This window comes from Streptomyces sp. ITFR-16 (assembly GCF_031844705.1).
Classification (GTDB): Bacteria; Actinomycetota; Actinomycetes; order Streptomycetales; family Streptomycetaceae; genus Streptomyces.
In genome coordinates this window covers 999,224-1,025,385 of record NZ_CP134609.1, presented here as the reverse complement: position 1 = coordinate 1,025,385, position 26,162 = coordinate 999,224, and the positions used below count along the sequence as shown (strand labels likewise).

Below are 26,162 nucleotides of genomic sequence, written 5' to 3'. Positions count from 1 at the left end.
GCTCCCGTGCCGCGCGGCACGGGAGCGGTCACGGAGCCAGCGACCGCAGACGGTCCGCCGTGGCTCGGTCGGCGGGGAGCAGCGTCTCGATGGCCAGCTCCGCCACCGTCACGTCCATCGGGGTGTTGAACGTCGCGATCGACGCGACGAAGGACAGCACCTGTCCCTCGTGCTCGATGTGCAGCGGCAGCGCGAACGGCACCGACTCCGAGGGCGCCGCCCGGTCCGCGTCCCCGTCCGGGCCCGCCGGTACGGGATAGCCGGCGACCTCCTCGTACAGCTCGCGCAGCTCCGCCGAACGGACCAGTGCGATCTGACGTTCCATCTGCGCCAGCAGATCCGCCCGCCAGGCCCGCAGATTGCGGATCCTCGGTGCCAGCCCCTCCGGGTGCAGGGTGAGCCGCATCGCGTTCATCGGCGGGGCGAGCAGATGCTCCGCCACCCCGTCCAGCAGCCGGACGATCCCCTGGTTGGCCGCCACCACGGTGTACGTCCCGTCGACGACGAACGCCGGGTAGGGGTCGTAGCCCCGGAGCAGGCGGTCCATGCCCTCGCGCAGCGCGCCCATCGCCGGGTCGTCGAGCGCCGTCTCGGCGTAGCGCGGGGCGTAACCGGCCACCACCAGCAGGGCGTTGCGCTCCCGCACGGGCACGTCGAGGTGCTCGGCCAGCCGCAGGACCATTTCCTCGCTCGGACGGGAGCGGCCCGTCTCGATGAACGAGATGTGCCGGGCCGAGGAATCGGCCCGCAGCGCCAGCTCCAGCTGGCTGATCCGGCGCCGCTCCCGCCAGCTGCGCAGCAGCGGTCCTACCTCCGTGTCCAGCGCGACAGTCGTCATACGGAGACCGTAACGTCATCGGCACCGCCGACCGGCATGGACCACCAGTGAGGGAGCCGCCGTATGCCCGCCGCACCGCTGCCGCAGAACGAGATCGAGGACCGGCTGAGCGATCTGCCCGGCTGGACGCTGGAGGGGGACAGGATCGCCTGCACCTACCGGCTTCCGTCGCACTTCGCCGCCGCCGGGCTCACCGTCCATGTCGCCCAGATCCAGGACGAGCTGGACCACCACTCCGACCTCACCCTCGGCTACAACACCGTGGCCCTCTCCGTGAACTCCCACGACGCGGGCGGCAAGGTCACCGAGAAGGACATCACGCTGGCCACCAGGGTCGCGGCGGTCGCCCCCGGGCACGGCGCGAAGTAGGCGCCCCGGCGCGACGGCCCGTCAGGGCGCCGCGCCGAAGCGGGGATGCGTGGCGAGCCAGCGCGTGTAGCTCTCGCTGCGCTCCACCGCCTGGGCGTACGCAGCCCTGGTGTGCCCGCTCACCGCCGCGGCGGCCGCCGAGGCCGCCGCCGAGCGCGGGTGCCGGCCCAGCAGATGGCGCCAGCTCAGCGGCGTGCCGGTCACCGGCACGGTGACCACCCCCGGCGTCGGCGGGAATGTCGCCCGGCACAGCCCGATCGCCCGTCCGACCTGGACCAGATGGACGACGGACGAGGTGTCGGTCTCGTACACCGACACCGGGCTGAAGCCGGCCCGTGCGCACGCGGCCACGAAGCAGTCCGCGAAGCAGCCGTCGCCCGGCACGTCCGCCCAGCACTCGTCCGCGAGCGCGGACAGCTCCAGCTCCGCCTCGCCGGCCAGCGGATGGCTCTCCGGCAGCATCACGAAGACCGGATCGATCCCGACGACCTGCCATGTCAGCCGGTCGGCCACCGGCGGCGGGCTCTCCCCGCAGGTCCCGATGAGCGCGAAGTCCAGCCGCCCGTCCACCAGTTGACCGGCGACCTCGGCCACGGACCAGGAGGTGTACGTGGACACCGGCGCGCTCGGGTACGCGGTGGCCAGCCGGTCGACGAGCCCGCCGAGCAGCGGCCCGTGCGTACCGCCCAGCCGGAACCGCTCCATGGTTCCCCAGGCGTTGGCGAACCGCACCGCCTCCTCCTGGAGTTCGCTGACGGCGGGCAGCACCACCCGGGCCCGCTCCAGCACCAGTTCGCCGAGCAGGGTGGGGCGCGCCCCCGTGTGGTCCCGGTCGAACAGCGGACCGCCGAGCGCCTTCTCGATCCGCCGCAGCTGGGCGCTCAGCGCGGGCTGCGCCAGCCCGAGCGAGGCGGCCGCCTTGGTGAGGCTTCCGGTGTCGGCGATGGCACGCACGGTCCGCAGATGGCGCAACTCCAGCTCCATCACCGCACGTTATGGCCGCCTCGCCCGTGCGGCAATACGGACGCCGGGGTTTGTTCCGGACGAGGCCGCGGCCGTGTCCTAGAGTCGGGCGGGTGCTCGACTACACCAAGGAAGCCGCCGTCTACGACGCCACGCGCGGCGGAGTGCCCCGGGCCGAGGCGGCGGCCGTCGCGGTGCTCTCTCTGCTGCCGCCCGAGGCCCGTTCCCTGCTGGACATCGGCTGCGGTACGGGCCTGGTCACCGAGCGGGTCGCGGCCGGCCGCCCCCGGCTGCGGGTGCTCGGCTGTGACGCCGCGCTCGGCATGGCCCGCGTCGCCCGGCCGCGCGTCGGCGCCGTCGTCCTCGCCGACGCGCGGCGACTTCCGCTTCCGGACGGGGCGTTCGACGCCGTGTCGGCCGTCTGGCTGCTGCATCTGCTGCGCGAGGAGGGCGCCGTGCGGGCGGTGGTCACCCAGGCGGCCCGGGTGCTGCGGCCGGGCGGCGTGTTCGTCACCACCGTCGACAAGGACGCGGCGCACGACGTGGGCAGCGACATCGACGAGGCGTTCGCCCCGTACCTCGCGCCGGACCCGTCCGACGGCGCGGAGCGGGTGGTCGGCTACGCCGCCGAGTGCGGCCTCGCCGTGACGGGGAGCGCCGTCTTCCTCGGCCACGGCCAGGGCCGGACGCCACTGAGCGCGGCCCAGGGAGTGCGCCGGGGCTACTTCACCTCGCGGCTCGCCGTGTCCGGGGCGGCGGCCGAACACCTCGCGCGGGCCCTGACGGCCCTGCCCGACCCGGACCGGCGGCGCGCCGACCCGGAGTACCGGCTGCTGGCGTTCCGGCGCCGCCCCTAGGGCGTGTCGTCGAACTGGCGTCTGCCGGGCGACGCCATGCACGCACTCTCGCCGTACCGGCCCCGGGCCCCGGTACGTCCAGTACAGGGGGCTGGGGCCGGCACGCCGAGGAGCGGGGTCTCCCCTGGTCGAGCGAAGCCGGGAGCTTGGGGAAGCACCTGACGCCGCCCGGCCGCCCTTCGGGCAACGACGCCAGTTCGACGACACGCCCTGGGGCAGGCCGTCACGACCCCCAGGGCATGCCGTCGTGCTGCCGGCCGGCTCCTACGCTCCCCAGGCGCCGTCCCGCGCGGCCTCGTCGGCGAACGCGGTGAACGGCTTCGGGTCGCGGCCCAGGACCTGCTTCAGCCCGTCCGTCACCGATGCGTTGTGCCCGTCCAGGAGCATCGTGAACAGCTCGGCCAGGAAGCCCGCCTCGGCCTGCGGCATGCCGTACTCCACCAGCATCGCCGCGTACTGAGGCCCCGTCACCGGGACGTAGCGCACCTCGCGCCCCGTCGCCCGGGCGAGCTCGGCCGCCGCCTCGGCGAAGGTCAGCGGCCGGGGCCCGGTCACCTCGTGGACCGCACCCGCACCGCTCTCGCCGCAGAGCGCCGCGACCACCACATCGGCCAGGTCGTCGGCGTCCACGAACGGCTCGGCGCTCCCGCCCGCCGGGAACACCAGCTCACCGCCCAGCACCCCGTCCAGCAGGGCGCCCTCGCTGAAGTTCTGCGCGAAGAACGCCGAGCGCACCACCGTCAGTTCGCCGTCCCCGGCGGCCGCCCGCAGCGCCTCCTCCGCTACCACCGCCTGCGGCTCGCCGCGTCCCGACAGCAGCACCAGCCGCCGCACCCCGCATTCCCGAGCGATCCGCCCGAAGGCCGTCATCGCCTCCGGGGCGCCCGGCGCCGCCAGATCGGGGTAGTACGCGACATACGCCGCGTCCGCACCGCTCAGCGCGGCCTCCCACCCCGACGGGTCCGACCAGTCGAAGACCACCTCGCCGTTCCGCGACCCGGCCCGCACCGGCACCCCGCGCGCGGCCAGCCGCTCCACCACCCGGCGCCCCGTCTTGCCCGTCCCGCTCGTCACCAGCACCGGTCGCGTGCCGTGGAGTTCCCGCGTCTCGTTCTCCGTGTTCTGTGTCATGCCTCAAGGCTCGCCGCCCGGCCCCGCCCGCTCCATCCCCGAGCCGCTCAGCCGCCTACGCGTGCGTCTACGCTGCTGCGCATGGACGCACTCGCCGGACTGCTGGACGGGCCGCGGGCCCGGGGCGCCTTCCTGCTGCGGATGGTGATGGAGCCGCCGTGGTCCGTCAGGATCGAGGACCGGGCGCCGCTCTGTCTGATGTCCGTGACGGCGGGCGAGGCCTGGGTCGTGCCCGGCGGGGGCGCCGGACCCGTGTGTCTGCGGCCCGGCGATCTGGCCGTCGCGCGCGGCCCGGAGCCGTACACCGTCGCCGACCGGTCCGGGCGGGAGCCGCAGGCGCGCATCGGCCCCGGCGCCGTCTGCACCACCCTGCGCGGCGAGCCGCTCGCCGAGTCCATGGACCTGGGGGTGCGCACCTGGGGCAATGCCCCGGACGGCTCGACGGCCGTGCTCGTCGGCACCTATCCGATGGAGGGCGAGATCAGCGGTCGGCTGCTGGACGCCCTGCCCCCGCTGGTCGTCCTGCCCGCCGGCACCCGCAGCAGCGCGCTGACCGACCTGCTCGGCCACGAGATCGCGCGCGACGAGCCCGGACAGAGCGTGGTGCTGGACCGGCTGCTGGACCTGCTGCTGATCGACGCCCTGCGCACCTGGTTCTCCCGGCCGGGGGCCGAGGCGCCCGCCTGGTACCGGGCGATGGGCGACCCGGTCGTGGGAAAGGCGCTGCGGCTGCTCCAGAACGACCCCGCGCACCCCTGGACGGTGGCCGCGCTGGCCGCCGGGACCGGGGTCTCGCGGGCCGGGCTCGCCCGGCGCTTCACCGAGCTGGTGGGGGAGCCGCCGATGGCCTACCTCACCGGCTGGCGGCTGGCCGTCGCGGCGGACCTGCTGCGGGAGACGGACGCGACGGTCGAGGCGGTGGCCCGCAAGGTCGGCTACAGCCAGGCCTTCGCCTTCAGCACCGCCTTCAAGCGCGTGCGGGGCGTCAGCCCGCAGGAGTACCGCAGGGGCGGCGCCCAGGAGTGACGCGGCTTGCTGGACCGGCAACAAAGTTTGCCCGATGGTCCCCGTGTGGTGACGCTGGATCCATGAGCAACCACACCGGGCACGGCCACGACCACCACGGCAACGACGGCAACTGCGGACACCGGCACGACAGCGCACAGGGACACCACCACGACCCCGCGGACCCCGACTGGGACGTGATGGGCCCGCTCCTCGAGCGCAACGCCGAACTCAGCAGCGAGCAGTACACCGAGGCGGCCCGCTGGATCGCCGCCCTGCCCACCGCCCCGAAGGTCCGCCGGATCCTGGACATCGGCAGCGGACCGGGCGTGATCACCTGTCTGCTCGCCGAGCTGTTCCCCGAGGCGGAGGCCGTCGCCGTCGACGGCACCCCGGCGCTGCTGGAACGCACCCGCGCCCGCGCCGAGCGGCTCGGCCTCGGCGACCGGGTCACCACCCTGCACACCGAACTCCCCGAAGGGCTCGACGCGCTCGGGCCGGCCGATCTGATCTGGGCGGGCAACACCCTGCACCACATGGGCGACCAGCGTGCCGTCCTGGCCGGACTCGCCGGGCTCCTGAACCCGGGCGGCACCCTCGCACTCGTCGAGGGCGGGCTGCAGCCGCGCCACTTCCCGCGCGACCTCGGCTTCGGCCGGGCCGGCCTGGAGGCCAGGATGGAGGCGGCGCAGGCCGAGCTCTTCGACGAGATGCGCGCGGAACTGCCCGGCGCCACACGGGAGACCGAGGACTGGGCGGCCCTGTTCACCGCCGTCGGCCTCACCCCGCAGGGCACCCGCAGCTTCCTGCTCGACCTGCCCGCGCCGCTCGGCCCCGAGGCGCTCGCACACGTCGTCCAGGAGTTCACCCGCCGCCGCGACATCCTCGCCGAACGGCTCGACGCCGACGACGTGGCCACACTGCAACGGCTGACCGACCCCGAGGACCCGGCGGGGCTGCACCACCGCCGTGACACCTATCTGCTGATGGCCCGCACGGTCCATCTGGGCCGGCGCGACTAGGGCGCGTCCCGCACCCCGGACACCGGCTCCAGCCGCCACCACTGGCCGGGGGAGTCGGTGTCCTCCCACTGCTGGACGGCCGCGCCCTTCGACGTACTGCCGTCGGCGACCTCCAGGACGAGGCCGCTGACGAAGCTGACCAGGGTCACCACGCCCGGCGCCTCCAGATGCCGTTCCACCAGCCACTCCTGGGCGCCGAAGTTGTTGGCGCGCCACTGCTGGATCACCGCGCCGTTCTCCGTCGACGCGCCCCGCACGTCCAGACGCTTGCCGCTGTGCGCGTTGACCACGTGATGCAGGGCCGCGCCCTCGTGGACGGGGGCGAACTCCCAGTGCTGGGCCGCTGTCCCGTCCTCCTCGTTCTGCTGCACCGGTGCGCCGCCGCCCTTCGCGGCGTCCCGCACCTCCAGCACCAGACCGCTGCCCACGTTGCGCAGGCGGTACGGGCCCGCCCCGACGGCGGGCGCCGTGTCCCCGGTCATCTCCTGCGGACCCTTCATGCGGCTCGTATCCATGCGGCTCGTACGGCGAAACCGCCGCCCGGCTCCGGGCCGGACGGCGGTTTCGATCGGTCAGCGGCGGTGGGTCACGCCGGACGGCGCGGTGTCACGCACCGGCGTTGAACTCGCCCGGGTTCGGGCCGAGCCGCTTGCCCTCGTCCAGAGCCGCGAACGCGGCCAGGTCGTCGGCGTCCAGCTCGAAGTCGAACACGTCGATGTTCTCCGCGATCCGCGACGGCGTCACGGACTTGGGGATCACCACGTTGCCCGTCTGGAGGTGCCAGCGGAGCACCACCTGCGCGGGGGTGCGGTCGTGCTTCCGGGCGACCGCGACGACCGTCGGGACCTCCAGGAGGCCCTTGCCGGAGCCCAGCGGCGACCAGGCCTCGGTCGCGATGCCGTGCCGGGCATGCAGCGCACGCGACTCGGCCTGCTGGAGCTGCGGGTGCAGCTCGATCTGGTTGAGCACCGGCACCACGGAGGTCTCGCCGAGCAGGCGCTCCAGGTGCTCGGGGAGGAAGTTCGAGACACCGATGGCCTTGGCCCGGCCGTCGGCGTGAATCTTCTCGAACGCGCGGTAGGTGTCGACGTACGCGTCCTTGGCCGGGACCGGCCAGTGGATCAGGTACAGGTCGACGTAGTCGAGACCGAGCTTGTCCAGGGACGCGTCGAACGCGCGCAGCGTCGAGTCGTACCCCTGGTCGCTGTTCCACAGCTTGGTGGTCACGAACAGCTCGTCGCGGGCGACACCGGAGGCGGCGATGGCCTTGCCGGTGCCCACCTCGTTCTGGTAGCTCGCGGCGGTGTCGATGCTCCGGTACCCGGACTCGATGGCCGTGGCGACCGCCTTCGCGGCCTCGTCGTCCGGCACCTGCCAGACTCCGAAACCGAGCTGGGGCATCTCGACGCCATTGTTGAGGGTGAGGGAGGGGACCTGGCTCACGAGCGGTCGATCCTAACGTTGTGGGGTGTGACGGTGGGACTCCCAGAGTGAACGATCAAGACGGCCCACACATTCCCGGTCCGCGCACGGATCGGGACGCTCAGCGGTAGAGCGCGTTCACCTCGGCCTCGTACGCCGTCTCGATCGCCCGCCGCTTCAGCTTCAGCGACGGCGTCAGCAGACCGTGCTCCTCGCTGAACTGGTGCGCCAGGATCCGGAACGTGCGGATGGACTCGGCCTGCGAGACCGCCGTGTTCGCGGCCACCACCGCCCGCCGGACCTCCATCTCCAGATCCGGGTCCCGCACCAGCTCGCCCGGGGCCATCGGCAGCCGCCCCTGCATGGCGAGCCAGTGCTCCACGGCCTCCTGGTCGACGGTGACCAGCGCCGCGATGTAGGGCCGGTCGTTGCCGACGACGATGCACTGGGCCACCAGCGGATGCGCCCGCACCCGCTCCTCCAGCGCGGCCGGCGAGACGCTCTTGCCGCCGGAGGTCACCAGGATCTCCTTCTTGCGCCCGGTGATCGTCAGATAGCCGTCCTCGTCCAGCGCGCCCAGGTCGCCCGTGGCCAGCCAGCCGTCGTTGAGCACCGCGTCGGTGGCCTTGGGGTCGCCCAGATAGCCGCCGAACACATGGGCGCCGTACACCCACACCTCGCCGTCCTCCGCGATGTGCACGGTGGTGCCGGGGATCGGCTGCCCCACCGTGCCGTACCGGGTGCGCTCCGGCGGGTTGGCGGTGGCCGCGGCCGTCGACTCGGTCAGCCCGTACCCCTCGTACACCGTCACCCCGGCGCCCGCGAAGAACAGCCCCAGCCGGCGTTCCATCCCGGAACCGCCCGACATCGCGTGCCGGATCCGGCCGCCCATCGCGTCGCGCACCTTCTTGTACACGACCTTCTCGAAGAACTGGTGCTGCATCCGCAGCCCGGCGGACGGCCCGGGGCCGGTGCCGAACGCGCGGGCCTCCATCGCCTCCGCGTACTTCACCGCGATGTCGACGGCCTTGTCGAACGGACCGGCCCGGCCCTCCGCCTCGGCCCTGCGCCGGGCCCCGTTGAAGACCTTCTCGAAGATGTACGGCACGGCCAGGATGAACGTGGGCCGGAACGTCACCAGGTCCGGCATCAGGGCCTTCGCGGACAGCTCCGGCTGGTGGCCCAGCTTCACCCGGCCGCGCACGGCGGTGACCTCCACCATGCGGCCGAAGACATGCGCCAGCGGGAGGAAGAGCAGCGTCGAGGCCTCGTCGCCCGGCTTGGAGTGGAAGACCGACTCCCAGCGCGCGGCCATGGTGTCCGTCTCGAATATGAAGTTGGCGTGCGTGATGACACAGCCCTTGGGGCGGCCCGTCGTGCCCGAGGTGTAGATGACGGTGGCCACGGACTCGGGCGTCACCGCCCGCCGGTGGCGGTGCACGACCTCGTCCTCGACGTGCAGCCCCGCCTCGACCAGCTCCGGGACGGCGTCGGCGTCCAGCTGCCACAGCCGCTTCAGCAGCGGCAGCCGGTCGATGACCGACGCGATCGTCATCGCGTGGTCCTCGTGCTCCACCATCACCGCCGACACCTCGGCGTCGTGCAGCATCCACAGGACCTGCTCGGCCGAGGACGTCGGATAGACGGGCACGGACTGCGCCCCGACGGCCCACAGCGCGAAGTCGAAGAGGGTCCACTCGTAGCGCGTACGGGACATCAGGGCGACCCGGTCACCGAACCGCACCCCGTGCGCGATCAGACCCTTGGCCAGTGCCAGCACCTCGTCGCGGAACGTCGCCGACGTGACGTCCTGCCAGTGTCCGGCCGTGTCTTTCCGGCCGAGCGCGACCCGGTGCGGGTCCTCCTCGGCGTAGTCGAACACGCAATCGGCGAGCCCGCCTACGTGGGGCGCGGCCGCCATGGGTGGGACAGTGAACTCGCGCAATGACCTGCTCCTTGTGGCGCTCCGCACAGCGCCGTGACGCTACCCCACCGGGCGCTGCGGCGGGAGGTCCCGGAGTCGTCCGTACAACATGGCGTCTGCACTGGTCAGGGGCCGAAATCCGGCCAGATGGGCAAGGCTCGGGCGCGCTTTGGACCAAGGGGTAAGTGCCTGGCGCGGGAATCTCCACCGAATCTGTACGCCGCGATCACTGCCGTTGTGCACGGCTACGGGCGAATGGTCCCGGTCCGTCGGGTCCGGCCGGGTCGGTCCACCCCGCGCGGGACCGCCGCGTGCCCTCCATTCTCCCCCTTCCCGCACCCCGTCATGCCTCCTCGCGCCCTCGGTCCGCACCGATCCCGCCGGGCGGCCTGATCAGCCGGTCGCCGCCCGCCAGGATCGCCGCCGCCAGCGCGTCCGCCGCCTGCTGCGCCCCGCCCCGGCGGCGGCCGTGCAGCAGGACGAAGTCCACATCGCCCAGCTCGGGCAGCCCCTCCCGGGCCGGAACCGGCGCGAGCCCCGGCGGGATCAGGCCCCGGCTGTGCGCCATCACGCCGAGCCCCGCCCGCGCGGCCGCGATCAGCCCGCTGAGGCTGCCGCTGGTGCACGCGACCCGCCAGGAGCGGCCCTGCTCCTCCAGCACCTCCAGCGCCCGGGCCCGGGTGATGCCCGGCGGCGGGAAGAGGATCAGCGGCACCGGACGGTCCGGGTCGATCCGCAGCCTCGGGGTGCCGATCCAGACCAGGGTGTCCTGCCGGACCAGCTCCCCGTGGGTGTCCCCGGTCCGCCGCTTGGCCAGCACCAGATCGTGCCGGCTCGCCTCCAGCTGCTGGTGCAGGGTCCCCGACAGCTCCACGGTCAGCTCCAGCTCGACCTCCGGGTGGTCGCGGCGGAACGACTCGAGGATCTCCGGCAGCCGGGTCAGTACGAAGTCCTCGGACGCCCCGAACCGCAGCCGTCCGCGCAGCCGGGTGCCGGTGAAGAACGCCGAGGCCCGCTCATGGGCCTCCAGGATCGTCCGCGCGAAGCCGAGCATAGCCTCGCCGTCCACCGTGAGATCGACCCGGTGGGTGTCACGGTTGAACAGCTGCCGCCCGGCCGCGTCCTCCAGCCGCCGCACATGCTGGCTCACCGTGGACTGCCGCACCCCCAGCCGGCGGGCGGCGGCGGTGAAGCTCAGGGTCTGGGCGACGGCGAGGAAGGTGCGCAGCTGCGCGGGATCGTACATAGCGGCCACGCTATCGCGATCCGTGATGACAGTCAGAGCGGTGTACGGGATTCCCGATCTCGGTCATCGGACGCAGGATGGAGCGGGCACGACCTGAACGAGAGACACGTGGAGCACATGAGCCGCCGCACCCCCCAGTTGCCGTCCTGGCTGCCGATCGACCCGTACATCCTGGCCCTGATCGGCACCGTCGTCCTCGCCGCGCTGCTCCCCGCGTCCGGCGCCGCCGCCGAGGTGGCCGGCGGGGCGTCCACCGGGGCCGTCGCGTTTCTCTTCTTCCTCTACGGGGCGCGCCTGTCGACCGCCGAGGCGGTCGAGGGCCTGCGGCACTGGCGGCTGCACCTCACGGTCCTGGCCTGCACCTTCGTGGTCTTCCCGCTGCTGGGCCTGGCGAGCGGGGGGCTGGTGCCGTACGTGCTGACGCCCCAGCTGCAGAGCGGCTTCCTCTTCCTCTGCCTCGTCCCGTCGACGATCCAGTCCTCGATCGCCTTCACCTCGATCGCCCGGGGCAATGTGCCGGCGGCGATCTGCGCGGGCTCCTTCTCCTCCATAGCCGGGATCTTCCTCACCCCGCTGCTCGCAGCCGCGCTGCTCGGCAACAGCGGGGGCGGGTTCTCCGGGGACGCCCTGCTGAAGATCGGCGTGCAACTGCTGCTGCCGTTCGTCGCGGGGCAGCTGCTGCGGCGCTGGATCGGCGGCTTCATCGCCCGGCACAAGAAGATCCTCGGCTACGTCGACCGGGGCTCGATCCTGCTGGTCGTCTACACGGCCTTCAGCGAGGGCATGGTCGCGGGCATCTGGCACCAGGTCACCCCGGCCAGGCTCGGCGCGCTGCTCGGCGCCGAGGCGGTCCTGCTCGCCGTCATGCTCGCGGTGAGCTGGTACGGGGCGAAGCGGCTCGGCTTCGGCCGGGAGGACCGCATCGCCATCCAGTTCGCCGGCTCCAAGAAGAGCCTGGCCTCCGGACTGCCCATGGCCAGCGTGCTGTTCGGCGCGCAGGCGAGCCTCGCCGTGCTGCCGCTGATGCTCTTTCACCAGATGCAGCTGATGGTCTGCGCGGTGATCGCCAAGCGGCGCGCCCGCGACCCGCTGGAGCCGCTCGCGGACGGTGACGGAACCGCCCGGCCCGCGGCGGTCACCACGGCCTGAGCGCGGCCCCTCAGCCCTGGACGGCGGCCGTCTCCAGCGCGATGCGGTGCTCGCCCGCGTACACGTTCATCGAGGGGCCGCGCAGGAAGCCGACCAGGGTGAGGCCGGTCTCGGCGGCCAGGTCGACCGCGAGCGACGAGGGCGCCGAGACGGCCGCCAGCATCGGGATGCCGGCCATCACCGCCTTCTGCGCCAGTTCGAACGAGGCCCGCCCGGAGACCAGCAGGATCGCCCGGGACAGCGGCAGCCGTCCGTCGGTCAGCGCCCGGCCGACCAGCTTGTCGACCGCGTTGTGCCGGCCGACGTCCTCCCGGATGTCGATCAGCTCGCCCGTCTCGGAGAACAGCGCCGCCGCGTGCAGCCCTCCGGTGCGGTCGAAGACCCGCTGGGACTCCCGCAGCCGGTCGGGGAGCCCGGACAGCAGCGCGGGCGCGACCCGGACCGGGGGAGTGTCGGCGACCGGGTGGCGGGTCGTGGTGCGGACCGCGTCCAGGCTGGCCTTGCCGCACAGCCCGCAGGAGGACGTGGTGTAGACGTTGCGCTCCAGCGTGATGTCGGGGACCTCGACCCCGGGCGCGAGCTTCACGTCCACCACGTTGTACGTGTTGACGCCGTCGGCGGTCGCCCCGGCGCAGTACACGATCGACTGCACCTCGGCGCCGTCGCCGATCACGCCCTCGCTCACCAGGAAGCCGGCCGCGAGGGCGAAGTCGTCGCCCGGGGTGCGCATCGTGATGGCCAGCGGCCGGCCGTTCAGCCGGATCTCCAGCGGCTCCTCCGCGACGAGGGTGTCGGGGCGGGCGGAGACGGCCCCGTCCCGGATGCGGATGGTGCGCCGCCGCTCGGTGACCCGTCCCATAGTCCTCGGCCCCGATCCCGTCGTGTCGAAAATCCCTGCCGCGCCCATTGTCCTGTACACCGGGAGCCGGGTGGCAACCGGAACCCCGCGGCCGGGGGCGGCAACACGCTGTTGCCAAGTCTCCAAGCCTCGGCCGGTAATCCTGTGGGATCACGTGTCTCTGTACCGGTCGGTAGCGACCAAGACTGGATGGTTCCTGCCATATGTAGCGAGGGGAACCCGAATATGACCGGCTCACGTGTCGTGGCGCTCGGCCACTATCAGCCCGCCAGGGTGCTCACCAACCATGACCTCGCGGTCATGGTCGACACCACTGACGAGTGGATCACCAGCCGCGTCGGCATCAAGACCCGCCACATCGGCGGACCCGACGAGCCGGTGGACGAGCTGGCCGCGCACGCGGCGGCCAAGGCGCTCGCCGCGGCCGGGCTGCAGGCCACCGACATCGATCTGGTCCTGGTCGCCACCTCCACCGCCATCGACCGCTCGCCTAGCATGTCGGCCAGGGTCGCCGCCCGCCTCGGTATGACGTCGCCCGCGGTCATGGACATCAACGTGGTCTGTTCCGGCTTCACCCACGCCCTCGCCACCGCCGACCACGCGGTGCGGGCCGGCGCCGCCACCCGGGCGCTGGTCATCGGCGCCGACAAGATGGGCGACATCGTCGACTGGACCGACCGCTCCAGCTGCGTGCTGATGGGTGACGGCGCCGGTGCGGCGGTCGTGGTCGCCGACTCCGATCCGGCGGGCAGGGCCGGGATCGGGCCGGTGCTGTGGGGGTCGGTGCCCGGGATGGGCGACGCGGTACGGATCGAGGGGACGCCGCCGCGCTTCGCGCAGGAGGGGCAGGCGGTCTACCGCTGGGCCACCACCCAGCTGCCGCCGATCGCGCGCAAGGTCTGCGAGCGGGCCGGCGTCACCCCCGAGGACCTGGGCGCGGTGGTGCTGCACCAGGCCAATCTGCGGATCATCGAACCGGTCGCCCGGAAGATCGGCGCGGTCAACGCGGTGATCGCCCGGGATGTGGTGGATTCCGGCAATACGTCCGCCGCCTCGATCCCCATGGCCCTGTCCAAGCTGGTCGAACGGGGCGAGGTGCCCGGCGGCGCTCCGGCGCTGCTCTTCGGCTTCGGCGGCAACCTCAGTTACGCGGGTCAGGTGATCCGCTGTCCCTGAGGGGTGTACTGCTCGGTAGACTGTAGACGATAAGCAATTGCTCGTCGCCCGGAGGGGGACCGCGATGTCCACAGGACTGCCGCAGGGGGCTGTACCGAAGCTGGAGCGGCCGGGGCCGCTGCGCGAACGTGTCTACGAGGCGCTGCTCGAACTCATCACGACCCGCGCGCTCCGTCCCGGCCAGCATCTGGTCGAGAGCGAGCTGGCCGGGCATCTCGGCGTGTCCCGCCAGCCGGTGCGCGAGGCGCTGCAACGGCTCAACACCGAGGGCTGGGTCGATCTGCGGCCCGCCCAGGGCGCGTTCGTCCACGAGCCCACGCAGGAGGAGGCCGACCAGCTGCTCACGGTGCGCGCGCTGCTGGAGACGGAGGCCGCCCGGCTCGCCGCCGCCCATGCCTCCCCGGCGGGCATCGCCGCACTGGAGGAGCTGTGCGCCAAGGGGGAGCGGGCCGTCGCCGACGACGACGTGGACCTGGCGGTGGCGACCAACGCCGCCTTCCACGCCAAGGTGATGGAGCTGGCGGGCAATGTGGTTTTGGCCGAGCTGGCCGGACAGGTGGACCGCCGGGTCCGCTGGTACTACACCCCCGTGGCGCGCCGGCGGGGCAACCAGTCCTGGATCGAGCACCGTTCCCTGATCGCCGCCATCTCCTCGCGCGACGAGGAGGGCGCCCGTGCCCTCATGCGGGCGCACACGGAACACACCCGGCAGACCTACCACCAGCGCGACGAAGCGTAGGCGCCCCGGCCCCGGCCCACCCGCCGAACCCCCCTTTGTCCTCAGGGTGGAGAAAGTTGTGGCGGATTCCTGCGCAACTTCTTCCCACTCCCGCCAACCGCTGCTACGTTCCCCTCCAAAGCCCGACGGACAGGCCGATGTGGCGGGGAGGGGCGCGTGAGACGTATGACGGCACGACCCGCGAATGCGCATCAGGCGCGACTGCTCCGGCTGTTGCGCGACGGCGGGCCCAACTCACGGGCACAGCTGGGGGATCAGGTCGATCTCTCCCGCTCCAAGCTCGCCGTCGAGGTGGACAGACTGCTGGAGACCGGCCTTGTCGTGGCCGACGGACTCGCCGCATCCCGCGGCGGGCGTCGCTCGCACAACATCCGGCTCGCCCCGGCCCTGCGCTTCCTCGGCGTCGACATCGGCGCCACGTCGGTCGACGTGGCGGTCACCAACGCGGAGCTGGAGGTCCTGGGCCACCTCAACCACCCCATGGACGTACGCGAAGGCCCCGTCGCCATCTTCGAGCAGGTGCTGTCCATGGCGGCCAAGCTCCGGGCCTCCGGGCTCGCGGAAGGGTTCTACGGCGCCGGCATCGGCGTCCCCGGACCGGTCCGCTTCCCCGAAGGCATCCCGGTCGCCCCGCCGATCATGCCCGGCTGGGACGGCTTCCCGGTCCGCGAGGCGCTCAGCCAGGAACTGGGCTGCCCCGTCATGGTCGACAACGACGTGAACCTGATGGCCATGGGGGAGCAGCACGCGGGCGTCGCCCGCTCCGTGGGCGACTTCCTCTGCGTCAAGATCGGTACGGGCATCGGCTGCGGCATCGTCGTCGGCGGAGAGGTCCACCGGGGCACGACCGGCAGCGCCGGCGACATCGGCCACATCCAGGTCGAACCCGACGGCCGCCCCTGCGCCTGCGGCAACCGGGGCTGCCTGGAAGCACACTTCAGCGGCGCCGCACTGGCCCGCGACGCCGAGGACGCGGCCCGTGCCGGACAGTCCGCGGAGCTCGCGGCCCGGCTGGAGGCGTCCGGGAAACTCACCGCCGTCGACGTCGCCGCCGCCGCGGCCGCCGGCGACGCCACCTCGCTCGACCTGATCCGCGAAGGCGGCAACCGGGTCGGGCAGGTCATCGCGGGACTCGTCAGCTTCTTCAACCCCGGTCTGGTGGTGATCGGCGGCGGGGTGACCGGCCTCGGCCACACGCTGCTGGCCAGCGTCCGGACCCAGGTCTACCGGCAGTCCCTGCCGCTGGCCACCGGCAACCTCCCGATCGTGCTGGGCGAGCTCGGACCCGCCGCCGGAGTCATCGGCGCGGCCAGGCTCATCAGCGACCACCTCTTCTCACCCGCCTGACCCGGCCCACCACACACACCGCCTGACCCCTGCTCGCACCGCCCCGGGCGGCCACCCACCCGGGACCGCACTGCGCCCTGCCCGCTCACCGGCCCTTCCCCGCGCCTCCGGCACCGTCCGGACAGGGAAGACCCCATCCGCCGAGGGGATTCGTCATGGCTCCAGAACCACCGCTGCTCACCATGTCCGGCATCACCAAGTCCTTCCCCGGTGTGCGCGCCCTCGACGGCGTGGACCTGGAGGTCCTGGCCGGCGAAGTCCACTGCCTCCTCGGCCAGAACGGCGCCGGCAAGTCCACCCTCATCAAGGTGCTCGCCGGGGCCCACCAGCCCGACGACGGCGAGATCACCTGGCGCGGCACCCCGGCCGTGCTCAAGTCGCCGATCACCGCGATGCGCCTCGGGATCGCCACCATCTACCAGGAACTCGACCTGGTCGAGGGCCTGTCGGTCGCCGAGAACGTCTTTCTCGGCCATGAACCCACCAGCGCCGGCTTCGTCGTCCGCACCCGCGAGGGACGCACCGCGGCCGCCGCCCTGCTGAAACGGCTCGGCCACCCGGAGATCGACCCCGGCCGCGCGGTCGGTGAACTCTCCGCCGCCCAGCAGCAGATCGTCTCGATGGCCCGGGCCCTCTCGCACGACGTACGCCTCATCGTGATGGACGAGCCCTCCGCCGCCCTCGACCCCGACGAGGTCGACAACCTCTTCCGGATCGTCGCCTCGCTCACCGCCGACGGGGTCGCCGTCGTCTACATCTCGCACCGCCTTGAGGAGATCCGCCGGATCGGCGACCGGGTGACCGTGCTCAAGGACGGCCGGGCCGTCGCGGGCGGACTTCCCGCCGAGTCCACCCCCACGCGCGACATCGTTGCCATGATGACCGGCCGCAACGTCGAGTACGTCTTCCCGCCCCGCCCCGGCACCGTGCCCGATGACACCGGCGCCGCCCCCGTCCTCACGGTCGAAGGACTCACCAGGAAAGGGGAGTTCGCCCCCGTCGACCTGGAACTGCGGCCCGGCGAGATCGTCGGCCTCGCCGGGCTCGTCGGCTCCGGGCGCTCCGAGATCCTGGAGACCATCTACGGCGCCCGCCGCGCGAGCGCCGGACGGGTCACCGTGGCCGGCCGCACGCTCCGGCCCGGCAGCGTGCGCGCGGCCATCGCCGCCGGCATCGGACTCGCCCCCGAGGAACGCAAGGCCCAGGCCCTGCTGATGCTCGAATCGGTCACCCGCAATGTCTCCGTCTCCTCCCTGTCCCGCTTCTCCAGGGGCGGCTGGCTCGACCGGGGCGCCGAACGCAAGGCGGCCCGCGCCGCCACCCGGGAACTGTCGCTGCGCCCCGACAACCCGGACACCCCCGTGCGCACCCTCTCCGGCGGCAACCAGCAAAAGGCCGTCCTGGCCCGCTGGCTGCTGCGCGGCTGCCGGGTGCTGCTGCTCGACGAACCGACCCGCGGGGTGGACGTCGGCGCCCGCGCCGAGCTCTACGCCGTGATCCGCCGGCTGGCCGACGAAGGCCTCGCCGTTCTGCTCGTCTCCAGCGAAGTGCCCGAAGTCCTGGGCCTCGCCGACCGGGTGCTGGTGCTCCGCGAGGGCAGTGTCGTGCACACGGCGCCCGCCCGGGAGCTCGACGAGCACCGCGTACTCGACCTCGTGATGGAAGGGAGCCCGACGTCATGACGCAGCCCGTCTCCTCGGCGCGGCACAGCGGGCCGGACAAGGAAGACACCGTGCCCGTGTCCGCCCCCGCGTCCCCGAAGAAGGACGGACCTCCGCGCGCCCTCGGGCTGCGGGTGGACGTCCGCAACCTCTCCCTGCTCGGCGTGCTCCTCGCCCTGGTCGTCGTCGGCGGGATCACCGAGCCGGACGCCTTCCTGGACACCGGGAACCTCCAGCTCATCCTGACCCAGGCGTCCGTCATCGGCGTCGTCACCGTCGGCGTGACCTTCGTCATCACCAGCGGCGGCATCGATCTGTCCGTGGGCGCCATGGTGGCGCTCGCCTCCGTCTGGGCGACGACGCTCGCCACCCAGGAGTACGGCTTCGCGGGCATCCTGTTCACCGCCGTGCTCGTCGGCCTGGGCGCCGGACTCGTCAACGGGCTGCTCATCGCGTACGGGCGGCTGGTGCCGTTCATCGCGACGCTGGCGATGCTCGCCTCCGCCCGGGGCCTGGCCCTCCAGATCACCGACGGCAAGACCCAGCTGGTCACCGTCGAATCGGTCCTCGACCTGGGTCTTCCGGACTCCTACATCCTCGGCATCCCGCCGCTGGTCCTGATGTTCGCCGCGGTCACCGTCGCCGGCTGGCTGGTGCTGAACCGTACGACCTTCGGGCGCCGCACGGTCGCCGTCGGCGGCAACGCGGAGGCGGCCCGGCTGGCCGGCATCGACGTCAAGCGGCAGCGGCTCTACCTCTACCTGCTGTCCGGGCTGTGCTGCGGCATCGCCGCCTTCATGCTGATCATCCTGTCCGGCTCGGGCTCCAACACCAACGGCAACCTGTACGAGCTGGACGCCATCGCCGCCGCGATCATCGGCGGCACCCTGCTCAGCGGCGGACGCGGCACCATCGTCGGCTCCGTCCTCGGTGTCCTCGTCTTCACCACGATCACCAACATCTTCGCGCTCAACAACCTCCAGAGCGATGTCCAGCAGATCGCCAAGGGCGCGATCATCGTCGTCGCCGTTCTCGTCCAGCGCCGGACCTCGGCCCACGGAGAGACCTGACCCCGGGGCCTCTCCTTCCCGCTACCGCCCCGCAAGCGCACCCGCATACCCGTACACCGGATGAAGGGTTTGACAGCCATGCCAGAAACCAGCCGCAGAGGACTGCTCTTCGGGACCGCCGCCCTCTCCGCGGGCGCCCTCCTGACCGCCTGCACCAGCAACGATCCCAAGGACAAGAACGCCGCGGCGCAGAGCGACGCGCCCGCCGACGACAAGCCGGGCAAGGCCGTCACCATCGGCTTCGCCGGGCCGCAGGCCGACCACGGGTGGCTCAACGCCATCAATGACAACGCCAGGTCGCGGGCGAAGAAGTACTCCGACGTGACCCTGGAGATCACCGAGGGTTCCAACGACACCGCTGCCCAGATCGGCCAGGTCAAGACCCTCATCAACAAGAAGGTCGACGTCCTGGTCATCCTCCCGGCCGACGGCAAGGCGCTCACCCAGGTCGGCCTGGAGGCCATGCGTGCCGGGATCCCCGTCGTCAACCTGGACCGCGTCTTCGCCTCCCCGCAGGCCTACCGCTGCTGGGTCGGCGGTGACAACTACGGGATGGGCCTCAACGCCGGCACATACATCGGCGAGCAGCTCAAGGGCAAGCAGAACGCCAAGGTCGTCGAGCTGGCCGGCATCGACAACCTGGAGCTCACCAAGCAGCGCAGCCAGGGCTTCGCGGACGCGCTGAAGAACTACTCCAACATCGAGCTGGTGGCCCGTCAGGCGGCCGAGTTCACCGTGGAGTCGGGCCAGGCCAAGATGGCCCAGCTGCTCCAGGCACAGAAGAAGTTCGACGCCCTGTGGAACCACGACGACGACCAGGGCGTGGGCGCGCTGCGGGCCATCAAGCAGGCCGGCCGGGACGAGTTCCTGATGGTCGGCGGTGCCGGGGCCAAGTCCGCGATGGATGCCATCAAGGCCGACAACAGCGTGCTGAAGGCCACCGTGCTCTACCCGCCGACCATGGCGGGTTCCGCCATCGACCTGGCCCGCGCACTCGGCCAGGGCAAGGGCGTCGCGGGCCTCGCGGAGCTGGAGATCCCGACCAATCTCACCCTGTACTCGGCCGTGGTCACCAAGGACAACATCGACCAGTACCTGCCGACGGGCTTCAACTGAGCCGCCCCGCAGGAGGGTGCTGACCCGCCTGCCGTACGCACCGAACCACCGACGAGGAGGAAGCCCGGATGGCCCGTAGGGAAGAGACGGAGCAGGAGGCGGCCGCGCCGCCGACGTACCGGCCGATGACGAGCGCACCGACGCTCGGGGTCGGCATGGTCGGATACGCGTTCATGGGCGCCGCCCACTCGCAGGGCTGGCGCACCGCGGGCCATGTCTTCGACCTGCCGATGCGGCCGGCCCTCGCCGCGATCTGCGGCCGCGACCGCACGGCGGTCGAGGCCGCCGCCGGCCGGCACGGCTGGGCGGCGGCGGAGACCGACTGGCGCGCCCTGATCGCCCGGGACGACGTCCAGCTCGTAGACATCTGCACCCCCGGCGACAGCCATGCGGAGATCGCCGTCGCGGCCCTGGAGGCGGGCAAGCACGTGCTGTGCGAGAAGCCGCTCGCCAACACGGTCGCGGAGGCGGAGGCGATGACCGAGGCGGCGGCGCGGGCCGCCGCCCGGGGCCAGATCGCCATGGTCGGCTTCAACTACCGCAAGGTTCCCGCGATCACGTACGCCCGGAAGCTGATCGCGGAGGGCCGCATCGGCACCCTGCGGCACGTCCGGGCCACCTACCTCCAGGACTGGCTGGTCGACCCGGCCTCCCCGCTCACCTGGCGGCTGAAGAAGGAGCACGCGGGCTCCGGCGCGCTCGGCGACCTCGGAGCGCACATCGTGGACCTCGCCCAGTTCCTGGCGGGGGAGCTGCTGGTCGGGGTCTCCGCGGTGAGCGAGACCTTCGTCCGGGAGCGCCCGCTGCTCGCGGGTCCGGCGGGCGGACTCGGCGGGGTCGCCGCCGAGGAGCGGGGGACGGTGACGGTGGACGACGCGGCCCTGTTCACCGGACGGCTCGCCTCCGGCGCCCTGGCCTCCTTCGAGGCGACCCGGATGGCGGCCGGACGCAAGAACGCCCTGCGGCTGGAGATCAACGGGGAGCTGGGCTCCCTCGCCTTCGACCTGGAGCGGCTGAACGAACTCTCGTTCCACGACCACACCGAGCCCGCCACCACGGCCGGCTTCCGGCGCATCCTGGTCACCGAGCCCGAGCATCCCTACCTGGAGGCCTGGTGGCCGCCGGGGCACGCGCTGGGCTACGAGCACACCTTCATCCACCAGGCCCGTGACGTGGTGCGCACGATTGCCGAAGGAGCCCAGCCCGTACCGTCGTTCGCCGACGGGCTGCAGGTCCAGCGGGTGCTGGCGGCGGTGGAGGAGAGCGCCGCGAAGAACTCCGTACTCACCCCCGTACAGCTCTAGGAGGTCCTTCTCATGCCCCGTCCCTTCACCCTCTTCACCGGTCAGTGGGCCGATCTTCCCCTGGAGGAGGTCTGCCGCTACGCCCGTGACTTCGGCTACGACGGCCTCGAACTGGCCTGCTGGGGCGACCACTTCGAGGTGGACAAGGCCCTGGCGGACCCCGGCTACCTGGAGGGCCGCCACCAGCTGCTCGACAAGTACGGGCTGAAGTGCTGGGCGATCTCCAACCACCTCGTCGGCCAGGCCGTCTGCGACAGCCCCATCGACGAGCGGCACCAGGGCATCCTGCCCGCCCGGATCTGGGGGGACGGGGAGCCCGAGGGGGTGCGCCGGCGGGCCGCCGAGGAGATCAAGAACACCGCGCGGGCGGCGGCCGCCTTCGGGGTGCGTACGGTCATCGGCTTCACCGGCTCGTCGATCTGGCATCTGGTCGCGATGTTCCCGCCGGTCCCGCCGCACATGATCGAGCGGGGGTACGAGGACTTCGCCGAGCGCTGGAATCCGGTCCTGGACGTCTTCGACGCGGAGGGGGTGCGGTTCGCCCATGAGGTGCACCCCAGCGAGATCGCGTACGACTACTGGACCACGCACCGCGCGCTGGAGGCCGTAGGCCACCGGCCGGCGTTCGGGCTGAACTTCGACCCGAGCCACTTCGTCTGGCAGGACCTCGACCCGGTCGGCTTCCTCTACGACTTCCGGGACCGGATCTACCACGTGGACTGCAAGGAGGCCCGCAAGCGGCTGGACGGCCGCAACGGCCGCCTCGGCTCGCATCTGCCGTGGGGCGATCCCCGGCGCGGCTGGGACTTCGTCTCGGCGGGCCACGGCGACGTGCCGTGGGAGGACGTGTTCCGGATGCTGCGGTCCATCGGGTACGAGGGCCCGGTCTCGGTGGAGTGGGAGGACGCCGGCATGGACCGGCTGGCGGGGGCGCCGGAGGCGCTGTCGTCGCTGAAGAGGTTCGACTTCGACCCCCCGAGCGCGTCGTTCGACGCGGCGTTCGGGGGTGCCTGAACACACCCAGCCCCCGCCGGCGTCCGAGGCGCGGGGTCCGGGGGCGGAGTGCCAGGGGGGCGATGCGGCCTGCCCGCATACCCCTTTGTCCTCGCTCCGGAAAAAGTTCGACAGAACCGCTGCGCAAGGGCTTTCCGTCCAGGACGAACAGGTCTAGCGTCCATGGCGTGTACATGACATAACCCGCACCGGCCCGTACAACCGGCACTCTCCGGAGGACGCTCGTGCACAGAACCCGCAGCAGGACCCGGACCCGGCTCCGGCTCCGCATCCGCAAGTCCCTCGCCCTGTTCACCGGCGGCCTCCTCGCCGCCGCGACCCTCAGCCTGAGCGCCGCATCGGGCACGGCCGCCGCCCATGAGGACCACCCGGCACCCGCCCCGGCCGCCGAGGACTTCCAGCAGGTCACGCTCGCCAAGGGCGTCGCCGAGACCGGCGAGCCGATGACGCTCGCCGTGCTCCCGGACCGAAGCGTCCTGCACACCGCGCGCGGCGGCGAACTGTGGCTGACCGACAACGGCGGCGACACCACGCTCGCCGGCGTCCTTCCCGTCTACTCCCATGACGAGGAGGGCCTCCAGGGCGTCGGCGTCGACCCGGACTTCAGCACGAACCGGGCGATCTACCTCTACTACGCGCCCCCGCTGGACACCCCGGCCGGGGACGCCCCCGAGAACGGGACGGCAGCCGACTTCGCCAAGTTCGACGGAGTCAACCGGCTCTCGCGCTTCGTCCTCAAGGAGGACGGCACCCTCGACACGGCCAGCGAGAAGAAGGTCCTCGACATCCCGACCTCGCGCGGCATCTGCTGCCACGTCGGCGGAGACATCGACTTCGACGCGGACGGCAACCTGTACCTGTCGACGGGTGACGACTCCAACCCGTTCGCCTCCGACGGCTACACCCCGATCGACGACCGCGCGGACCGCAACCCGGCGTTCGACGCCCGCCGCTCCGCCGGCAACAGCAACGACCTGCGCGGCAAGATCCTCCGGATCAAGGTCGCCGACGACGGCTCGTACACCATCCCGGACGGCAACCTCTTCCCCCCGGGGACGGACAAGACCCGCCCCGAGATCTACGCGATGGGCTTCCGCAACCCGTTCCGCTTCACCGTCGACAAGCCGACAGGCATCGTCTACGTCGGTGACTACGGGCCCGACGCCGGTGCGGCGGACCCGAAGCGCGGTCCCGGCGGGCAGGTCGAGTTCGCCCGCGTCACCGAAGCCGGCAACTTCGGGTGGCCGTACTGCACCGGGGACAACGACCCGTTCATCGAATACGACTTCGCGACCAAGACCTCCGGTGCGGCCTTCGACTGCGCGGCTCCGAAGAACACCTCCCGGTACAACACCGGACTGGTCGACCTGCCTCCGGCCCAGCCCGCCTGGATCCCGTACGACGGCGCCTCCGTGCCGGAGTTCGGCAACGGCTCCGAGTCCCCGATGGGCGGCCCGGTCTACCACTACGACGCGGACCTCGACTCGCCCGTGAAGTTCCCCGAGGCCTTCGACGGCGACTTCTTCGCCGGTGAGTTCGGCCGGCAGTGGATCAAGCGCATCGAGCAGGACACCGACGGCACGGTGCAGTCCATCAACGACATGCCGTGGTCCGGCACCCAGGTCATGGACATGGCCTTCGGGCCCGACGGCGCGCTGTACGTGCTGGACTACGGCACGGGTTACTTCGGCGGCGACGAGAACTCCGCTCTCTACCGCATCGAGAACGCCACCGGCGGACGCTCACCGATCGCCGAGGCGAGCGCGAACAAGACCTCCGGCACCGCACCGCTCAAGGTCGCCTTCTCCTCGCAGGGCACCTCCGACGGCGACGGGGACGCGCTCACCTACAGCTGGGACTTCGGCGACGGCGGCACCTCGACCGCGGCCAACCCCACGTACACGTACAAGAAGAACGGCACCTACACGGCGACCGTCACGGCGAAGGACCCCTCCGGCCGCACCGGATCCGCCAACGTGCACGTGACGGTCGGCAACACCGCCCCCGTCGTGAAGCTGGAACTGCCCGGCGACGGGCAGCTGTTCGACTTCGGTGACGACATCCCGTTCAAGGTGACCGTCACCGATCCCGAGGACGGCGCCATCGACTGCTCCAAGGTCGAGGTCCGCTTCATCCTCGGCCACGACGCCCACGGCCACCCCATCACCTCGGCCCACGGCTGCACCGGCACCATCAAGACCGAGATGGACGGCGGGCACGACCCGAACGCCAACATCTTCGGTGTCATCGACGCCTCGTACACCGACGGCGGGGGCGGCGGCCAGGCGGCCCTGTCCGGTCACGACCAGGCCGAGCTGCAGCCGCGCCACCGGCAGGCCGAGCACTACAGCGACTCCTCCGGCGTCGTACCGCAGAACAAGGCGGAAGCGCACGGCGGCAAGACCGTCGGCGAGATCCAGAACGACGACTGGATCTCCTTCAAGCCGTACCTCCTCGGCGACTCCACCAAGCTGACCGCCCGGATCTCCTCCGGCGGCGCGGGCGGCTTCCTCGAAGTGCGGACCGGCTCGGCCGACGGGAAGATCCTCGGCTCCGCACCGGTGCCGGTGACGGGCAGCTGGGAGACCTTCCAGGACATCGACGTACCGCTGCGCGGTGTCCCGAAGAAGTCCACCGAGCTCTTCCTCGTCTTCAAGGGCGGCGAGGGCGCGCTCTACGACATCGACGACTTCGAGCTCTCCAACACCCCGCCCGACAAGACCGCCAAGCGCGTCCTGGTCTTCTCCAAGACCGCCGGCTTCCGCCACGACGCGATCCCCGAGGGCATCGCGGCCCTGAAGGAACTCGGCAAGGACAGCAACATCACGGTCGACGCCACGGAGGAGGCGGGCCAGTTCACCACCGCCAACCTGGCCCGCTACGACGCCGTCGTCTTCATGTCGACGACGGGTGATGTGCTCAACGACGCCCAGCAGAAGGCGTTCGAGAACTTCATCACCACCGGGGGCGGCTTCATGGGCGTCCACGCCGCCGCCGACACCGAGTACGACTGGCCCTTCTACGGCGGACTCGTCGGCGCCTACTTCGACAGCCACCCCGCCATCCAGCCCGTCACCGTCCGCGTCGAGGACCACAAGCACCCGGCCTCCGCCCACCTGGGCGACGCCTGGGAGCGCACCGACGAGCTGTACAACTACCGCACCAACCCGCGCGACAAGGTCAAGGTCCTCGCCACACTCGACGAGACCACCTACACCGGCGGCACCATGAAGGGCGACCACCCGATCACCTGGTGCCAGACCTACCAGGGCGGCCGCTCCTTCTACACCGGACTCGGCCACACCAAGGAGTCGTACGCCGAAGCGGACTTCCGGGCGCTCCTGCTCGGCGGGGTGCGGTACGCGGCCGGCCAGGTCAAGGGCGACTGCAAGCCCGCCACCGGCTACCGGTCGATCTTCAACGGCAAGACGCTCGAAGGCTGGAAGCAGGCCGGACCCGGAAAGTTCAACGTCGTCGACGGCGAGCTGCGCTCCGAAGGCGGCATGGGCCTGCTCACCTATCAGGCCAAGGAGCTCAAGTCGTACTCCCTGAAGCTCGACTGGAAGCTCGCGGGCGACGACAACTCCGGTGTCTTCGTCGGCTTCCCGGAGTCCGACGACCCCTGGTCCGCGGTGGACAACGGCTACGAGGTCCAGATCGACGCCTCCGACGCCGTCGACCGCACCACCGGCTCCGTCTACACCTTCAAGGCGGCCGACATCAAGGCACGCGACCGGGTGCTGAGGCCGCCGGGGCAGTGGAACAGCTACGAGATCAAGGTGCAGGGTGAACGGCTGCAGATCTTCCTCAACGGAGTGAAGATCAACGACTTCACCAACACCGACCCGGCCCGCAGCCTCAAGGACGGCTACATCGGCCTCCAGAACCACGGGGCCGACGACCAGGTGTCCTTCCGCAACATCCAGCTCAAGGAACTGCCCTCCGCGTAG

At 71.8% G+C, this 26,162-nt stretch carries 22 protein-coding genes; 14 read left to right on the top strand and 8 right to left on the bottom strand.

What is annotated here, in order from left to right; genetic code table 11:
• Positions 1–28: 28 nt before the first annotated feature.
• The gene (locus tag RLT58_RS04690; RefSeq protein WP_311309112.1) at positions 29–838 is read right to left on the bottom strand and encodes a helix-turn-helix domain-containing protein; all 810 of its coding nucleotides are present in this window, start codon (positions 836–838) and stop codon (positions 29–31) included.
• Positions 839–901: 63 nt separating this feature from the next.
• On the opposite strand from RLT58_RS04690, the gene RLT58_RS04685 reads away from it, so the two are divergent.
• Positions 902–1,207: a 4a-hydroxytetrahydrobiopterin dehydratase gene (locus tag RLT58_RS04685; protein ID WP_311309111.1), complete on the top strand. Its 306-nt coding sequence runs from the start codon at positions 902–904 to the stop codon at positions 1,205–1,207.
• Positions 1,208–1,228: 21 nt separating this feature from the next.
• On the opposite strand, the gene RLT58_RS04680 is transcribed toward RLT58_RS04685, so the two are convergent.
• Complete coding sequence (locus tag RLT58_RS04680; RefSeq protein WP_311309110.1) at positions 1,229–2,191, bottom strand: LysR family transcriptional regulator; 963 nt, start codon at positions 2,189–2,191, stop codon at positions 1,229–1,231.
• Between the two features lie 92 nt (positions 2,192–2,283).
• On the opposite strand from RLT58_RS04680, the gene RLT58_RS04675 reads away from it, so the two are divergent.
• A complete protein-coding gene (locus RLT58_RS04675) occupies positions 2,284–3,027 on the top strand; it encodes a class I SAM-dependent methyltransferase (RefSeq protein WP_311309109.1) in 744 nt (247 codons plus the stop codon).
• Between the two features lie 264 nt (positions 3,028–3,291).
• Here RLT58_RS04675 and RLT58_RS04670 read toward each other — a convergent pair whose 3' ends face one another.
• Entirely contained in the window at positions 3,292–4,158 is an 867-nt protein-coding gene (locus tag RLT58_RS04670) for a Rossmann-fold NAD(P)-binding domain-containing protein (RefSeq protein WP_311309108.1), read from the bottom strand.
• Between the two features lie 81 nt (positions 4,159–4,239).
• Between RLT58_RS04670 and RLT58_RS04665 the strand changes: the two genes are divergently transcribed.
• Together RLT58_RS04665 and RLT58_RS04660 are read left to right on the top strand one after the other, a co-directional pair.
• Positions 4,240–5,184 (top strand): AraC family transcriptional regulator, encoded by a 945-nt coding sequence (locus RLT58_RS04665; RefSeq protein ID WP_311309107.1) that lies wholly within the window; start codon positions 4,240–4,242, stop codon positions 5,182–5,184.
• 62 nt (positions 5,185–5,246) lie between these two features.
• A complete protein-coding gene (locus RLT58_RS04660; protein ID WP_311309106.1) occupies positions 5,247–6,185 on the top strand; it encodes a class I SAM-dependent methyltransferase in 939 nt (312 codons plus the stop codon).
• Here the strand turns inward: RLT58_RS04660 and RLT58_RS04655 are convergent.
• From RLT58_RS04655 to RLT58_RS04640, 4 genes are all read right to left on the bottom strand, one after another.
• Positions 6,182–6,667 (bottom strand): RICIN domain-containing protein, encoded by a 486-nt coding sequence (locus tag RLT58_RS04655; RefSeq protein ID WP_311314414.1) that lies wholly within the window; start codon positions 6,665–6,667, stop codon positions 6,182–6,184. The two genes, RLT58_RS04660 and RLT58_RS04655, sit on opposite strands and share 4 nt — an antisense overlap.
• A 124-nt stretch (positions 6,668–6,791) precedes the next feature.
• Entirely contained in the window at positions 6,792–7,628 is an 837-nt protein-coding gene (locus RLT58_RS04650) for an aldo/keto reductase (RefSeq protein ID WP_311309105.1), read from the bottom strand.
• 100 nt (positions 7,629–7,728) lie between these two features.
• Entirely contained in the window at positions 7,729–9,528 is a 1,800-nt protein-coding gene (locus RLT58_RS04645; protein WP_311309104.1) for an AMP-dependent synthetase/ligase, read from the bottom strand.
• 346 nt (positions 9,529–9,874) lie between these two features.
• Positions 9,875–10,777 carry a LysR substrate-binding domain-containing protein gene (locus tag RLT58_RS04640; RefSeq protein WP_311309103.1) on the bottom strand — a complete coding sequence of 301 codons (903 nt, stop codon included), beginning with the start codon at positions 10,775–10,777 and terminating at the stop codon, positions 9,875–9,877.
• Between the two features lie 117 nt (positions 10,778–10,894).
• On the opposite strand from RLT58_RS04640, the gene RLT58_RS04635 reads away from it, so the two are divergent.
• Positions 10,895–11,926, top strand: coding sequence for a bile acid:sodium symporter family protein (locus tag RLT58_RS04635; protein WP_311309102.1), 1,032 nt, complete (start codon positions 10,895–10,897; stop codon positions 11,924–11,926).
• 10 nt (positions 11,927–11,936) lie between these two features.
• On the opposite strand, the gene fdhD is transcribed toward RLT58_RS04635, so the two are convergent.
• Positions 11,937–12,785: a formate dehydrogenase accessory sulfurtransferase FdhD gene (fdhD, locus tag RLT58_RS04630; RefSeq protein WP_311309101.1), complete on the bottom strand. Its 849-nt coding sequence runs from the start codon at positions 12,783–12,785 to the stop codon at positions 11,937–11,939.
• A 225-nt stretch (positions 12,786–13,010) separates the two neighbouring features.
• Here fdhD and RLT58_RS04625 point away from each other — a divergent pair, with 225 nt between their 5' ends.
• The 9 genes from RLT58_RS04625 (at position 13,011) to RLT58_RS04585 (ending at position 26,162) form a co-directional block, all read left to right on the top strand.
• Entirely contained in the window at positions 13,011–13,961 is a 951-nt protein-coding gene (locus tag RLT58_RS04625; protein WP_311309100.1) for a beta-ketoacyl-ACP synthase III, read from the top strand.
• Between the two features lie 64 nt (positions 13,962–14,025).
• Positions 14,026–14,700, top strand: a complete 675-nt coding sequence (locus tag RLT58_RS04620; RefSeq protein WP_311309099.1) for a GntR family transcriptional regulator — start codon at positions 14,026–14,028, stop codon at positions 14,698–14,700.
• 165 nt (positions 14,701–14,865) lie between these two features.
• Positions 14,866–16,047 carry an ROK family transcriptional regulator gene (locus RLT58_RS04615; protein WP_311314413.1) on the top strand — a complete coding sequence of 394 codons (1,182 nt, stop codon included), beginning with the start codon at positions 14,866–14,868 and terminating at the stop codon, positions 16,045–16,047.
• Between the two features lie 155 nt (positions 16,048–16,202).
• A complete protein-coding gene (locus RLT58_RS04610) occupies positions 16,203–17,729 on the top strand; it encodes a sugar ABC transporter ATP-binding protein (RefSeq protein ID WP_311309098.1) in 1,527 nt (508 codons plus the stop codon).
• Complete coding sequence (locus tag RLT58_RS04605; protein WP_311309097.1) at positions 17,726–18,778, top strand: ABC transporter permease; 1,053 nt, start codon at positions 17,726–17,728, stop codon at positions 18,776–18,778. Before RLT58_RS04610 ends, RLT58_RS04605 begins: the two co-directional genes overlap by 4 nt.
• 78 nt (positions 18,779–18,856) lie before the next feature.
• Positions 18,857–19,894: a substrate-binding domain-containing protein gene (locus tag RLT58_RS04600; RefSeq protein ID WP_311309096.1), complete on the top strand. Its 1,038-nt coding sequence runs from the start codon at positions 18,857–18,859 to the stop codon at positions 19,892–19,894.
• A gap of 68 nt (positions 19,895–19,962) precedes the next feature.
• A complete protein-coding gene (locus tag RLT58_RS04595; protein WP_311309095.1) occupies positions 19,963–21,198 on the top strand; it encodes a Gfo/Idh/MocA family protein in 1,236 nt (411 codons plus the stop codon).
• A gap of 12 nt (positions 21,199–21,210) precedes the next feature.
• A complete protein-coding gene (locus RLT58_RS04590; protein WP_311309094.1) occupies positions 21,211–22,212 on the top strand; it encodes a sugar phosphate isomerase/epimerase family protein in 1,002 nt (333 codons plus the stop codon).
• 224 nt (positions 22,213–22,436) lie between these two features.
• Positions 22,437–26,162 carry a ThuA domain-containing protein gene (locus tag RLT58_RS04585; protein ID WP_311309093.1) on the top strand — a complete coding sequence of 1,242 codons (3,726 nt, stop codon included), beginning with the start codon at positions 22,437–22,439 and terminating at the stop codon, positions 26,160–26,162.